This is a genomic window from Micromonospora aridisoli (assembly GCF_056150025.1).
The window spans coordinates 64,832-78,078 of the sequence record NZ_JAXCFK010000004.1 but is presented as its reverse complement, the minus strand read 5'-3'; the positions used below and the strand labels follow the sequence as shown (position 1 = coordinate 78,078).

The 13,247-nt window shown below is 70.7% G+C and carries 12 protein-coding genes and 1 tRNA gene; 7 read left to right on the top strand and 6 right to left on the bottom strand.

Annotation, left to right across the window (positions count from 1 at the left end; all coding sequences use genetic code 11):
- Positions 1-6: 6 nt before the first annotated feature.
- Positions 7-1,158, top strand: a complete 1,152-nt coding sequence (gene bagB, locus SM447_RS09785; RefSeq protein WP_474572445.1) for an ATPase BagB — start codon at positions 7-9, stop codon at positions 1,156-1,158.
- A 46-nt stretch (positions 1,159-1,204) separates the two neighbouring features.
- Here bagB and SM447_RS09780 read toward each other — a convergent pair whose 3' ends face one another.
- Positions 1,205-1,525, bottom strand: a complete 321-nt coding sequence (locus SM447_RS09780; protein ID WP_278177330.1) for a WhiB family transcriptional regulator — start codon at positions 1,523-1,525, stop codon at positions 1,205-1,207.
- Between the two features lie 403 nt (positions 1,526-1,928).
- Here SM447_RS09780 and SM447_RS09775 point away from each other — a divergent pair, with 403 nt between their 5' ends.
- Positions 1,929-4,394, top strand: coding sequence for a transglycosylase domain-containing protein (locus SM447_RS09775; RefSeq protein WP_474572444.1), 2,466 nt, complete (start codon positions 1,929-1,931; stop codon positions 4,392-4,394).
- Between the two features lie 107 nt (positions 4,395-4,501).
- On the opposite strand, the gene SM447_RS09770 is transcribed toward SM447_RS09775, so the two are convergent.
- On the bottom strand, positions 4,502-4,957 hold the full coding sequence (locus SM447_RS09770; RefSeq protein ID WP_474572443.1) for a GatB/YqeY domain-containing protein: 456 nt from the start codon (positions 4,955-4,957) through the stop codon (positions 4,502-4,504).
- 25 nt (positions 4,958-4,982) lie between these two features.
- Here SM447_RS09770 and SM447_RS09765 point away from each other — a divergent pair, with 25 nt between their 5' ends.
- The 3 genes from SM447_RS09765 (at position 4,983) to SM447_RS09755 (ending at position 6,450) form a co-directional block, all read left to right on the top strand.
- Positions 4,983-5,876, top strand: coding sequence for a metallophosphoesterase (locus tag SM447_RS09765; RefSeq protein ID WP_474572442.1), 894 nt, complete (start codon positions 4,983-4,985; stop codon positions 5,874-5,876).
- A 65-nt stretch (positions 5,877-5,941) separates the two neighbouring features.
- A tRNA-Pro gene (locus SM447_RS09760) sits at positions 5,942-6,018 on the top strand.
- A gap of 105 nt (positions 6,019-6,123) precedes the next feature.
- On the top strand, positions 6,124-6,450 hold the full coding sequence (locus SM447_RS09755) for a zinc finger domain-containing protein (RefSeq protein WP_474572441.1): 327 nt from the start codon (positions 6,124-6,126) through the stop codon (positions 6,448-6,450).
- Between the two features lie 62 nt (positions 6,451-6,512).
- On the opposite strand, the gene SM447_RS09750 is transcribed toward SM447_RS09755, so the two are convergent.
- Both SM447_RS09750 and SM447_RS09745 read right to left on the bottom strand, forming a co-directional pair.
- On the bottom strand, positions 6,513-6,971 hold the full coding sequence (locus SM447_RS09750) for a lamin tail domain-containing protein (protein WP_474572440.1): 459 nt from the start codon (positions 6,969-6,971) through the stop codon (positions 6,513-6,515).
- Between the two features lie 342 nt (positions 6,972-7,313).
- Positions 7,314-8,093 (bottom strand): phosphodiesterase, encoded by a 780-nt coding sequence (locus SM447_RS09745; RefSeq protein WP_474572439.1) that lies wholly within the window; start codon positions 8,091-8,093, stop codon positions 7,314-7,316.
- Positions 8,094-8,325: 232 nt separating this feature from the next.
- On the opposite strand from SM447_RS09745, the gene SM447_RS09740 reads away from it, so the two are divergent.
- On the top strand, positions 8,326-9,699 hold the full coding sequence (locus SM447_RS09740; protein ID WP_474572795.1) for a diguanylate cyclase: 1,374 nt from the start codon (positions 8,326-8,328) through the stop codon (positions 9,697-9,699).
- A 134-nt stretch (positions 9,700-9,833) separates the two neighbouring features.
- Here SM447_RS09740 and SM447_RS09735 read toward each other — a convergent pair whose 3' ends face one another.
- Positions 9,834-10,895 carry an aspartate-semialdehyde dehydrogenase gene (locus SM447_RS09735; protein WP_474572438.1) on the bottom strand — a complete coding sequence of 354 codons (1,062 nt, stop codon included), beginning with the start codon at positions 10,893-10,895 and terminating at the stop codon, positions 9,834-9,836.
- A gap of 5 nt (positions 10,896-10,900) precedes the next feature.
- A complete protein-coding gene (locus SM447_RS09730; protein ID WP_474572437.1) occupies positions 10,901-12,166 on the bottom strand; it encodes an aspartate kinase in 1,266 nt (421 codons plus the stop codon).
- Between the two features lie 185 nt (positions 12,167-12,351).
- Between SM447_RS09730 and SM447_RS09725 the strand changes: the two genes are divergently transcribed.
- Positions 12,352-13,188 (top strand): hypothetical protein, encoded by an 837-nt coding sequence (locus SM447_RS09725; RefSeq protein ID WP_474572436.1) that lies wholly within the window; start codon positions 12,352-12,354, stop codon positions 13,186-13,188.
- The last annotated feature ends 59 nt before the right edge of the window (positions 13,189-13,247 follow it).

Genomic DNA, 13,247 nt, shown 5'->3' with positions numbered 1-13,247 from the left:
GCTCGATTGGTGCCTTCCGACAACGCCGCGCCGCCGCTGGACGTCGACCGGATCCTGGCCGACCCGGGCGTACGGATCGTGGTCTGCTGCGGTGCGGGCGGGGTGGGCAAGACGACCACGGCCGCCGCGCTCGCCCTGCGCGCCGCCGAGCAGCACGGCCGACGCACGGTGGTGCTCACCATCGACCCGGCGCGGCGGCTGGCCCAGTCCCTCGGCCTGACCGAGCTGGACAACACACCTCGGCAGGTCAAGGGGATCGACGTCGAGGACAGCGGCGGCGAACTGCACGCCATGATGCTCGACATGAAGCGCACCTTCGACGACGTGGTGCTGACGCACACCGACCCGGCGAAGGCGGCGGAAATCTTCGCCAACCCCTTCTACCAGGCCATGAGTTCCACCTTCGCCGGCACTCAGGAGTACATGGCGATGGAGAAGCTCGGCCAGTTGCACGCGCGGGGCGAGTGGGACCTGATCGTGGTGGACACTCCGCCGTCGCGCTCGGCGCTGGATTTCCTCGACGCACCGGCCCGGCTGTCGCGGTTCCTCGACGGGCGGATGCTGCGGCTGCTGCTCGCCCCGGCCCGAACCGGTGGCCGCAGCATGTTCAGCCTGGTCACCGCCTCCTTCGGGATGTTCTCCCGAGTGGTGCAGAAGGTGATCGGCACCCAGTTGCTGACCGACCTGTCCGGCTTCGTCGCCGCGCTCGACTCGATGTTCGGTGGCTTCCGGCAGCGCGCCGAGCAGACGTACCGCATCCTCCAGGCGCGGGAGACGGCCTTCCTGCTGGTCGCGGCGCCGGAACCGGACGCGGTCCGGGAGGCCGCCTATTTCGCCGGCCGGCTGCGCGCCGAGAAGATGCCGCTCGCCGGACTGGTGCTCAACCGGGTGCATCGTCCGGCGGTGCCCGAGCTGGGGGCGGCGGAGAGCCGCGCCGCCGCTGACCGACTGGCTTCGACCGGCGGCCACGAGGGCACCGTCGAGGTGCTGCGGGCGCACGCCACCCTGGCTGAGCAGGCGGTACGCGAGCAGCAGGTGGCGGCGCGGTTCACCGAGGAGTTTCCGCAGGTGCCGGCCGTGTCGGTGACGGCGCAGCCCGCCGACGTGCACGACGTCGACGGGCTGCGAACGATCGCGGCGGCGATCAGCCGCTCCTGAACGACGGCCGGTGCGGCGCGGAGACGCGACCGACCGGACCGGTCGCTCAGTTGCCGGCCGTGGCCAGGATCTTGTCCTTGCCGGCCTTGTCCTTGGCGTTCTTCTTCATCGCCGCCTCGAACATCTTGCGCCAGCTGGTGACCTGAGGGTGGCGACGCAGCAGCGCGCGGCGTTCCCGTTCGGTCATGCCACCCCACACACCGAACTCGATCCGGTTGTCCAGCGCGTCGGCCAGGCACTCGTACCGGACTGGGCAGCTCCGGCAGATCCGCTTGGCCACGTTCTGTTCGGCGCCCTGTACGAACAACGCGTCCGGGTCCCCGTTCTGACACGCCGCCAACGACGGCCAGTCAGTGATCATGCCCATCTGTACACGTCCCCCCTTGCAGTACTACCGACGCCGTCACGGGTCAGCCGGCAATCCCCCCGGATCGTCCGGCACGCCTTACCCCAAGGCGGCACGGACGACATGTGGCGCTGTCGCCGCAACCATCATGCTCTGTAGTCGCCCGATTACGCAACGTTGTCGGCTAAATCCATCATTCCGGACACTCCCGGCTTCTCGGGCTCGGGACCGCCCGCTTACCCCACCGAGGTCCGCGAAAACGCTGCGGGCCACCTCCACGAGGAGGAAACTCGGCACGGATCCACGCAACCGGACACCCGGTGCCACGCGTCTAGCACAACGAGGACGGCGCGCGCAGGAAATGGGGAAAAGACGCCCCAGCGCCCCTCATTACCTGTTCGCGTACCCTGTCGAGGTGACCTGGATGCGGAAACGTGACCACAACGTCCTGACCAACGCCGCATCGCTGCTCATCTGTGGGCTGTTGGCCGGCGTGGTGGTCGCCGCTGCGGCCTTCCCCGCGGTGGCGATGTCGGGCCTGGCCGCGAAGGCCGGCGCGGAGACCTTCGGCGCGCTGCCGAAGGAACTGACCGTGGCCCGCGCACCCCAGATCAGCTATCTGCTCGCCTCCGACGGCAAGACACCGCTGGCCACCATGTACGACGAGAACCGCCGGGACGTGAAGCTCAGCGACATCTCGGAGAACATGCGCAACGCGATCATCGCCGCCGAGGACCACGACTTCTACAAGCACAACGGGGTCGACCTCAACGGTGTGGCCCGGGCCTTCGTCAACAACAGCCAGGCCGGCGCCGACCGGCAGGGCGCCTCGACGCTGACCATGCAGTACGTCCGGATGGGCATCGCGTACTCGGCCACCCACCCCGCCGACGTGATCGCCGCGACCGAGGACACCAGCGCCCGCAAGCTCCGCGAGATGCGGTACGCGATCCAGCTGGACAAGGAGATGTCCAAGGACGAGATCCTGGAGCGCTACCTCAACCTCGCCGCCTTCGGCAACGGCGCGTACGGCGTCTACGCCGCCAGCCAGGTCTACTTCAACAAGCCCCCGAAGGACCTGAAGATCGAAGAGGCCGCCATGCTGGCCGGCCTGGTGAAGGCGCCGACCTCGTTCGACCCGACCACCAAGAGCGGCTACCCGCAGGCGGTCGCCCGGCGCGACTACGTCATCGACAACATGGTCAAGACCGGCGCGATCACCCAGCAGCAGGCCGACGAGGCCAAGGCCGTCAAGCTGGTGGTCAAGGGCAAGCGGGCACCGAACGGCTGCGTCGCCACCAACAAGAACGCCTGGGGCTTCTTCTGCGACTACTTCTACCGCTGGTGGATGTCGCAGGAGACGTTCGGCTCCACCACGTACGACCGGGAGCGGCGGCTCAAGAGCGGCGGCTACACCATCATCACCACGCTGGACAAGCAGGCCCAGAACGGCGCCGACAAAGCGGTCCGCAAGGCCAAGTCGGTGACCGCCAAGGAGGCCGCGATGGTCGCGGTGGTCGAGCCGGGCACCGGCCGGGTCCGGGCGCTGTCGGTGAACCGGAACTTCAAGCTCGACAACCCGAAGAACCCGAAGAACCTGCCGCACAGCGACCCGAAGCTACGCGAGAACGGCAAACGGGGCAACTACCCGAACACGGTGAACCCGCTGCTGACCGGTGGCGACGGCATCACCGGTTACCAGGGCGGCTCGACGTTCAAGATCTTCACCATCGTGGCCGCGTTGGAGAAGGGCATCCCGCTCAGCTACACCATCAACGCGCCGCAGCAGTTCAAGTCGGAATACATCATCAGTAGCAGCAGCCCGGCCGCCTGCCCGGGCACCAACCTCTACTGCCCGACCAACTCGGGGCTCAAGGCCGGTGGCGTGCAGAACATGTGGAGCGCCTTCTCCGCCTCGATCAACACCTACTTCGTGCCGTTGCAGCAGCAGGTCGGCGCGGAGAACGTGGTGGACGTGGCCAAGCGTCTGGGCATCCAGTTCCGGCAGAGCGAGGACGCCAGGTTCGCCAACAACAAGGAGGCCGCGCACCAGTGGGGCGCGTTCACCCTGGGCGTCTCGCAGGTCACCCCGCTGGAGCTGGCCAACGCGTACGCCACTCTGGCCGCCGACGGCAAGTACTGCGAGCCGATCCCGGTGCAGGAGATCCGCGACCTGGACGGCAACAAGCTGGACGTGGCCAACCCGCGCTGTGAGAAGCGGCTCAGCACCGAGGTGGCCCGGGCCGCTGTGGACGCGGCCCGCTGCCCGGTCGGCGACAACTCCTCCACCAGCAAGTGCGGCGGCAGCCGGACGGCCGCCCAGACGAAGTACATCGTCAACGCCCCGGTGGCCGGCAAGTCCGGCACCACCGACTCCGAGAAGAGCGCCGCCCTGGTCGCGATGACCAAGCAGTACGCGGTGGCCGGCATCATGGCCGACCCGGACTGGCCGCAGACCAACGCCAAGATGAAGCACAACCAGCCGGACGGTATCAACCCCCCGGTCTGGGAGACGCTGCGCGACGCCATGAAGGGCAAGAAGCGAATCAACTTCGACCCGCCCGGTCAGAAGATCTCCCTGGGTGACCAGCGCACCATCCCGGGCGTCGGCTGCCTGGACATCGAGCGGGCCAAGTCACGCCTCTCCGGTGCCGGCTTCCAGCCGATCGTCTCCACCAGCCGGATCGCCTCCGAGTGCCCCGCCGGCACCGCCGCCGGGACCAGCCCCAGTGGCCGCACCATCAAGGGCGGTTACGTGACGATCATGGTCAGCTCGGGTGGCGGCGGCAACAGCGACAACGACGGCGGTAACGGCCGGCCCAGCAACGGCCCGTCCTCCGGTCCGCCCAGCAACCCCGGCCGTCCACCGGGCGACCGACCCGGCGGCTGAGCACCGCTGGTAACGCCGATGGGCGGGCACCCCTGGTCGGGGTTGCCCGCCCATTTCGTGCTGGCAGAGCTGCGCGAATCCGGCAGGAGGCGAGTCGGCAGGACGGTTCAGAGGCCGAGCTGACGGCGTACCTCGGCGGCCACCCGGCCGCCCTCGGCCTGGCCGGCCACCGCGGCCTGGGCCGCCTTCATCGCCGGGCCCATCTGGGCCTTGCCGGTGAAGCCGCCCGCGGCGAGCGCCCCCGCCACCAGCTCGGACAGCTCGGCGTCGGAGAGCTGCCGCGGCAGGTAGCGGTCCAGCACCTCCCCCTCGGCGGTCTCCCGGGCGGCCTGCTCGGTACGGCCTGCGTCGGCGAAGGCGGTGGCCGCCTCGCGGCGCTTCTTGGCCTCCTTGGTCAGCACGGCCAGCACCTCGTCGTCGCTGAGTTCCCGCTTGGCCTTGCCGGAGACCTCGGCGTTGCCCACGGCGGCCAGGGCCATCCGCAGGGTGGAGGTGGTCAGCTCGTCGCGGGCCTTCAAGGCGGCGCGCATGTCGGCGGTGAGGCGGTCCTTCAGCGTGCTCATGGACGGTCAAACTACCCTGATCGGCATGCGAAAGCGCACACTATTCCGGCTCGCGACCGCGACCGTCGCGACGGGTGCCGCCGCCCTGGCGTACGCCTCCCTCGTCGAACGCAACATGTTCACCCTCCGCCGCTTCGACGTGCCGGTGCTGCCGACGGGCACCGAGCCGCTGCGCGTGCTGCACCTGTCAGATCTGCACATGACCCCCAACCAGGTACGCAAGCAGCAGTGGGTCGCCTCGCTGGCCGCCCTCGACCCCGACCTGGTCGTGGTGACCGGGGACAACATGGCGGACCCGGGGGCGGTGCCGGGCGTGCTGCGGGCGCTGCAACCCCTGCTCGACTACCCGGGCGCGTTCGTCTTCGGTTCGAACGACTACACCGGGCCGGTCTGGAAGAACCCGTTCAGCTACTTCCTGCCCGACCGGGAGTACACCGAAGGCGTCGAGCTGCCCTCCGAGGAACTTCGTGACGTGCTCACCGGAGCCGGCTGGGTGGACCTGAACAACCGGCGTACCACCGTCAAGGCCGGCGGCCGGACGATCGACATGGCCGGCGTGGACGACCCCCACGTCGAGCGGGACGACTACGCCTCGGTCGCCGGCCCGATCTCCCCCGACGCCGACCTTTCCATCGCGCTCACCCACTCTCCCGAGCCGGCGCTGCTCGACGAGATGGCCGCCGACGGCTTCGGTCTGCTGCTCGCCGGTCACACCCACGGTGGCCAGGTCTGCGTACCGGGAGTGGGTGCGCTGGTGACCAACTGCGGCCTGCCCCGGTCGATGGCGAAGGGCCTGCACCGCTGGCCCGGGTCGGACGCCTGGCTGCACGTCTCCGCGGGGCTCGGCACCCACCCGACCGCCCCCGTCCGGTTCGCCTGCCCGCCGGAGGCCAGCCTGCTCACCCTGATCCCACGCTGACCGCCGCCCCCGGGGTACCGAGTTTGACCGTCGGGAGGGGTGGGCTACTATTTGTCGGCACGCCTCGGGGTGTGGCGCAGCTTGGTAGCGCGCTTCGTTCGGGACGAAGAGGTCGTCGGTTCGAATCCGGCCACCCCGACCAGGTGAGAGGGCACATCCCATTGAGGGATGTGCCCTCTACCATTTCGCAGCACGCCGGCCGGGACGTAGCGAGGTTTGGCCCGTCGACAGTCGGGGATGCGCAATCATGCGCATCGACATAGACGAGCCGGATGCCCGCGAACGGTTCTGGGAGGGAATGCGGGAGGTGGCCGCGGCCGCCGCACGGCACCGGGACGACTCTCTCTACCAGGCAATTGTCAAGCTCGGCCGAGCGGCCCTCGCGCAAGGCGTCGAGCTGGTGCCATCGGGCGGACTGTTTCTGCAGTGCCCGGTCTGCGCCGCGCTACCGGGCCAGGGCTGCATCAACGTGGCCGGCCATCCGTTGGGCGGTAATGCGTGCCACCCCGAACGCACCGAACTGGCGGAGCGGGCGTTGCGGGGAGAGGTGCCCCTCCCCGCCCCGCTGCGCTGACCTTCTCGGCCGGCCCACCGACGACGTACCACTCACAACCGCCGCGACCGGCCAGCCACCGGTCAGCAGGTCGTGTAGCCGTTGCCCTTCTTCGTCCAGGCGCACTTGTCGATCAGCTTGCCGCTGGCGTTGCGCAGGTACGCGGTGTCGCCGGTGTTGTTCCAGATGTAGTTGCCGGAACCCCAGTAGCGGGTACCGGCCGTGTTCTTGCCCTTCCCGGTACGGATGATGACGCTCTTGCCCTTGGCGAGCTTGAAGTCGCCGCTGAACGTGTAGACGTGGTTCGCCTTGTCGCGCAGCGTCCAGTTCTTCAGGTTGATGGTGCGGGCCCGCCGGTTGGTCAGCTTCACGTACTCGGCGTTGAGGCTGGCGTTGGAACGGTTGTCAGTACCCGGCGAGTCGTAGTAGACCTTCGTGATCTCGATGGCCGGGGTGGCGGCCTGCGCCGGAGCGGCGACGGTGAGCGAACCGGCCACCGCCACGGCGAACGCGGCCACGATCCCGATGAACCTTCTCGTCATGCGTGTCAACCCCCACGTACGGCACCATGAATTCGGCGCGGATGCGTCACGCCGACGCGTGACGGAGCGAGGCTAACGACGCGTCACGGCACAGTGAACACCCACGCACGGTCTGCCACCGATTAGGGCCGACCGGCGGTTCCGGGCCGTCCGGCCGGCGTTCCCGGAGGACCTGGCCGGCTCGGTGGCACCGCCCGGTACGGTTGCCCGGCACCGGCCCGCGACCGATGATCATCCGGCCGAACGGCGCACCGGGCAACGCTTTCGGTGCCCACTCCGGGCCGTCCGACATGGACGTCGCCCGACCCGCCGATCTCCTACCCGCCCTCCCCGGGAGGCTGGTCAGAAGCCGCAGGTCATGCCGGCCGTGTGGCTCACCTGGACGGTGTGCGTGACACAGCCCGCCCCGGACACCAGGTGCAGCAGCAACGCGGTCGGCTCGGCGACCCAGCCGATCCGCTCGTCGTCGCTCATCGTCAGCGTCGTCTGTCGCCAGGTGCTCGGAGCGACCGACAGCACCGTTCCGGCGAACGTCGCGGTCACCGGACGGTGCAGGTGCCCGGCGGCGACGCGTACCACGTGGGGGTGCCGGAGCAGCACCTCGGCGAGTTCGTCGCCGTCGGCGAGCCGGATCGAGTCGGCGACCGGGATGCCGACCTCGACCGGTGGATGGTGCAGGCAGACCACGGCCGGCACGTCAGGACGCGCGGCCAGCACCCCGTCCAGCCAGGCGAGCTGCTCGCCGCCGAGCCGCCCGCCGTCGGAGCCGGGCACGAGGGAGTCGAGCACCACAACGGTCGCCCCCGGGTGGTCGACCTGGTAGTACGCGGAGAAGCCGCCGCCCAGCCAGGGTGTGCCACCGAAGGCGTCGAGCAGCGACTCCCGGTCGTCGTGGTTACCGGTGGTCAGGTGCACCGGCAACGGAAACCGCCCGAGCACCTCCCGCAGCACCGCGTACTCGTCGGGACGCCCATGATCGGCCAGGTCTCCGGTGATCACCACGCAGTCGGGCCGCGGGGTCAGCGCCAGCACCCGGCCGAGCGCCCGGTGCAGGCCGGCGGCGGGCTCGGCACCGAGGACGCCGGTGGTCAGGTGCGGATCGCTGAGGTGGGCGATGAGCATCGGGCCTCCACTCGACCGGAAAACCCAACGCTATCGTCGCGACGCCCCGCGCGGGGGGCCACAGGCCGTGTCCACAACCTGTGGATAGAACATGTGTACGACCAGCTGACTCCCAGCTCAGCGTGAGTACGCTTGATCCGCGACCCGGCGCCACCGGGAACAGAGCCCCACCTGGAACGACGTGCGAGTGGATCACCAGAGAGTCATCCGTGACGTCACGGTCCGCCTGCCCATGGCGTCGACCGTCGCCGAGGCCTGCGAGGCGGCAGTCGACACCCTCGCCCGGTACACCCCCGCCACCATCGCTGTCCTGTTGCACGTGCACGGCCGGCTCCGCTGCGTCGCCGCCACCGGATCCTGGCAGGTGTTCGCCACCGTCGCGCCGGACGCCGGGATCGTCGGGCGGGTCTACACCTCCGGACGTCCGTCCGTCGTCCCGGACGTCGCCACCGACGCCGCCCACATCCCGGTACGCCCCGACGTCACCGCTGAGGTGTGCGTACCGGTGCTGGATCCGGCGGGTCGGACCATCGGGGTGCTCGACCTCCAGTGGACCGACCCGGCCGACCTCGTCGCGTGGCGGGCGGTCGCCGAGCGCGTGGCCGCGCGCCTGGGTGCCCGGATCGCGGCGCTCGGCGGGCCGGCGGAGAGCCGCAGCGAGAAGCTGCTCCGGCACGCCTCCGCGATGACCGCCGCCGCCACCGAGTGGGACCTGATGACTGCCGCGATCGCCGCAGCCCGGGACGTGTCCACCCTCGCCGCGGCCGTCCTGCTGCTCGGGGGACGGGGCGGCCCACGACTCGGCGCCCCGACGGTCGCCCCCGGCGAGCTGGAGGCGCGGATGCGTGCCGAGCTGACCGAGGTGGAGTCTTCGGCACTGGCCCGCATCATCGGGCGGGCCCATCGCTACGGTGCCGGCTACACCCTCGGCGAGGCCGGTCACCCACCCACCGACGAGCACCAGCCGCTGGTCCGCGCCGGGGTACGCACCCTGATCGCGGTGCCGTTCGGGCCGCCCGAGCGCGGCGGGGTGCTGCTGGTCGCCGACGAGCGGCTGCTGCGACCGGACCCGACCACGGTCAACCTGATGGAGCTGCTGGCCGGGCAGGCATGGAGCTGCCTGGACCGGCTGCGCACCCTGGACCGGCTGCGCGAGCAGGCCAGCTCGGACCCGCTGACCGGGCTGCGGCACACCGGCCCGTTCGGGCAACGGATCGCCGCCGCGAACCCCGGCCGCACCGCCCTGCTGGCGATCGACGTGGACGGCTTCAAGAGCATCAACGACACGTACGGCCACCAGGCGGGCGACCGGGTGCTGGTCGGCCTGGCCCGGGCACTGGAGGGCGCGCTGCGTCAGGGCGACGAGTTGTACCGGATCGGCGGGGACGAGTTCGTCGCGGTGATCGAGGTGAACCGTCCCGAGGAGGCGGTACGCGTCGCCGAACGGCTCACCGAGGCGGCCCGCCGGGTCGGCCGCACCATCAGCGTCGGAGTGGCGCTCCCCCATCCGGGCGAGTCACCCGAGCTGACCCTGCGCCGCGCCGACCAGGCCCTCTACGCGGTGAAACGACAGGGCCGCGACGGCGTCCACCTCTCCGCCGCCTGACCCCGCCCTCACCCCGCCCTCCCCCACCTCGTCCCGTTGATCATGAGGTTATTGCCCAGGAGAGCGCTCCCGGCAGACAACAACTTCATGATCGACGCGCCGAGGAGGCCGGGGCGGGGCGGGTCAGGGGCGGGTTAGGGGCGGGTTAGGTCTCGGGCTAGGAGTTCGGCGATCTGGGCGGTGTTGAGGGCGGCGCCCTTGCGGAGGTTGTCGCCGGTGACGAAGAAGTCCAGGGCGCGGGGATCGTCGACGGCGCGACGGATCCGGCCGACCCAGGACGGGTCGGTGCCCACCGCGTCGATCGGCATCGGGAACTCGCCGGCCGCCGGGTCGTCGACCACGATCACACCGGGGGCGTTGCGCAGCACGCCCCGGGCACCCTCGGCGTCGATCTCGGTGGCGAAGACGGCGTGCACCGCGACCGAGTGGCCGGTCACCACGGGCACCCGTACGCAGGTGGCGGAGACCTTGAGGTCGCGCAACCCGAGGATCTTGCGCGACTCGTTGCGCAGCTTCATCTCCTCGGACGACCAGCCGCCATCGACCAGCGAGCCCGCCCAGGGCACCACGTTGAGTGCGAGCGGAGCCGGGAACGGGCCGAGGTCGTCGCCGACCGCCTGCCGCACGTCGCCGGTACGCGAACCGAGCAGCCGGTCACCGGCCACCTTGACCAACTGGTCGTGCAGGGCGTCCGCGCCGAGCTGACCGGCTCCGGAGACCGCCTGGTACGACGCGAGCACCAGCTCACGCAGGCCGTACTCGCGGTGCAGCGGGGCGATCGCGATGATCATTGCGAGGGTGGTGCAGTTGGCGTTGGCGACGATGCCCCGGGGGCGGTTGCGCAGCTGCTCCGGATTGATCTCGGGCACCACCAGCGGCACGTCCGGATCCATCCGGAAGGCACCGGAGTTGTCCACCACGATGGCACCACGGCTCACCGCGATGGGTGCCCAGTGGGCGGAGACCTCGTCCGGTACGTCGAACATCGCCACGTCGACGCCGTCGAGCGACTCCTCGCTGAGCACCTGGACGGTCAGGTCCTCGCCCCGGCACCGGACCTTGCGCCCGGCGGACCGCTCGGAGGCCAGCAGCCGGATCTCGCCCCAGACGTTGCGCCGCCCGGTGAGCAGCTCACACATCACCGTGCCGACGGCCCCCGTCGCCCCGACCACGGCCAGGGTGGGCAGCCCGGCCACGCGCGCTACCGCCCCGTCCCCGCGTACACCACCGCTTCGGTGTCGCCCCCGAGGTCGAACGCCTCGTGGATGGCGCGGACCGCCGCGTCGAGGTCGGTGTCCCGGCAGACCACCGAGACGCGGATCTCCGAAGTCGAGATCATCTCGATGTTCACCCCGGCCTGGCCGAGCGCGGCGAAGAAGCCGGCGGCGACGCCGGGGTGGGAGCGCATGCCCGCGCCGATCAGGGAGACCTTGCCGACGTGGTCGTCGTAGAGCAGGCCCTTGAAGTTGACCGTTTCCTGGATCTTGCTCAGCGCGGCCATCGCGGTCGGGCCGTCGGTCTTCGGCAGCGTGAAGGAGATGTCCGTGCGGCCGGTACCCTCGGTGGAGACGTTCTGCACGATCATGTCGATGTTGATCTCGGCGCCCGCGACGGTGTCGAAGATCCGCGCGGCGGCGCCGGGCTCGTCGGGCACCCCGACGATCGTGATCTTGGCCTCGCTGCGGTCGTGGGCGACCCCGGTGATCAGTGCCTGCTCCACAGAGAGCTCCTCCATCGATCCGGTGACCATGGTGCCGGTGTTGGTCGAGTATGACGAACGGACATGGATCGGCAGCCCAGCCCGGCGGGCGTACTCCACGCTACGCAGGTGCAGCACCTTGGCGCCGCAGGCGGCCAGCTCCAGCATCTCCTCGTAGGTGATCTCCCTGATGTGCCGGGCGTTGGGCACGATCCGCGGGTCGGCGGTGAAGACCCCGTCGACGTCGGTGTAGATCTCACAGACATCCGCGCGCAGCGCGGCGGCCAGCGCCACCGCGGTGGTGTCCGAGCCGCCCCGCCCGAGGGTGGTGACGTCCTTCGTGTCCTGCGACACGCCCTGGAAACCGGCGACGATGACCACGGCGCCCTCGTCCAGCGCGCCCTTGAGGCGCCCCGGCGTGACATCGATGATCCGCGCCCGGCCGTGTACCGACGTGGTGATCACGCCCGCCTGGGAGCCGGTGAAGGACCGGGCCTCGTACCCCAGGTTGTGGATCGCCATGGCGAGCAACGCCATGGAGATCCGCTCGCCGGCGGTGAGCAGCATGTCCAGCTCCCGCCCGGGCGGCAGCGGGCTGACCTGGTTGGCCAGGTCGAGCAGCTCGTCAGTGGTGTCGCCCATCGCGGAGACGACCACGACCACGTCGTCGCCGGCCTTGCGGGCCGCGACGATGCGCTCGGCCACCCGCTTGATCCGCTCGGCGTTGGCGACGGAGGACCCGCCGTACTTCTGCACCACGAGTGCCACGACGGCGCACTCCCTCCCGGTTGCCTGAGCGTGCCGACGCCGCCGGCACCGGGGCCGGCGGCGCGGGTCGGACGGACTCAGGGTATCGGTCGGCTCTGACCGCCTGGTCAGGTGATCCCACGATCCGGCCTGCGCCAGCGCCGGCAGTGGCCTGCGACACGCCGGAAACGCCAGCCTTTCCGGGGGTGTCCCGAACCCTGCTCAACACCCAGAATGACCGGGTGCACGCCGTCCACCACCCGATCCGCCGGCTGACCGTTCCGCTCGCGCTCGCCCTGCCCGCGCTGCTTGCCGCCTGCTCGCCGGACCCGCCCGCCGAACCTGCACCGCCGCCGACCTCCGCGCCCCGCCCGGCCGGTCCGGACGCGGCGCGCGACGAGCTGGCGGCCCTCGCGGCCGCCGCCCAGGACCGGCACCTGGTCGCCCGGTACACGTTGCGGGTGGCGGGGGTCGCCGACCGTCTGATCGTCTTCACCAGCGCGAACGACGGCAGCTGGCGGGTGGACGTGCCGGGAGGCGCACTCGGCGGCACGGCCGACATCTCGCTCGCGGCCACCCCGGACGGCCTGTTCCAGTGCGGACTGCCTTCGGCCGCCCGGCCCGAGCCGGCGAGCTGCGTACGCCTCGGCGAGCGGGACGACACCCTGCCGCGCCGTCTGGATCCCCGGGTGCAGCACCCCTTCACCGACTGGCTGGACGTGCTGACCGACCGGCGCGCCCCGCTGTCGGTGTCGCCCGCCATGGCGCCGCCCGAGGCGACCGGCAGCTGCTACTCGGTGGAGACCACCGCGGCGTCGATCAACCCACCACTCGATGTGGGGATCTACTGCTTCGACGCCGACGGCACCCCGACGGCGGTACGGGCCGCGTTCGGCACCCTGACGCTGGCCGCCCCGCCCGAGCCGGCCCCGGGCACGGTGCAGTTGCCCGGTCCGGTGGTCGAGGGCGAGCCGCTGGGCATGGAAGCGCCCCTTCCCGACACCGACCCGGACGGTCCGGACGAGCACGCGGGAACGCCCTGACGGCCCGTCCCGTTACGGGTGTTTTAGCCCACATTCGTCCCACCCGACCCGACGGCCAA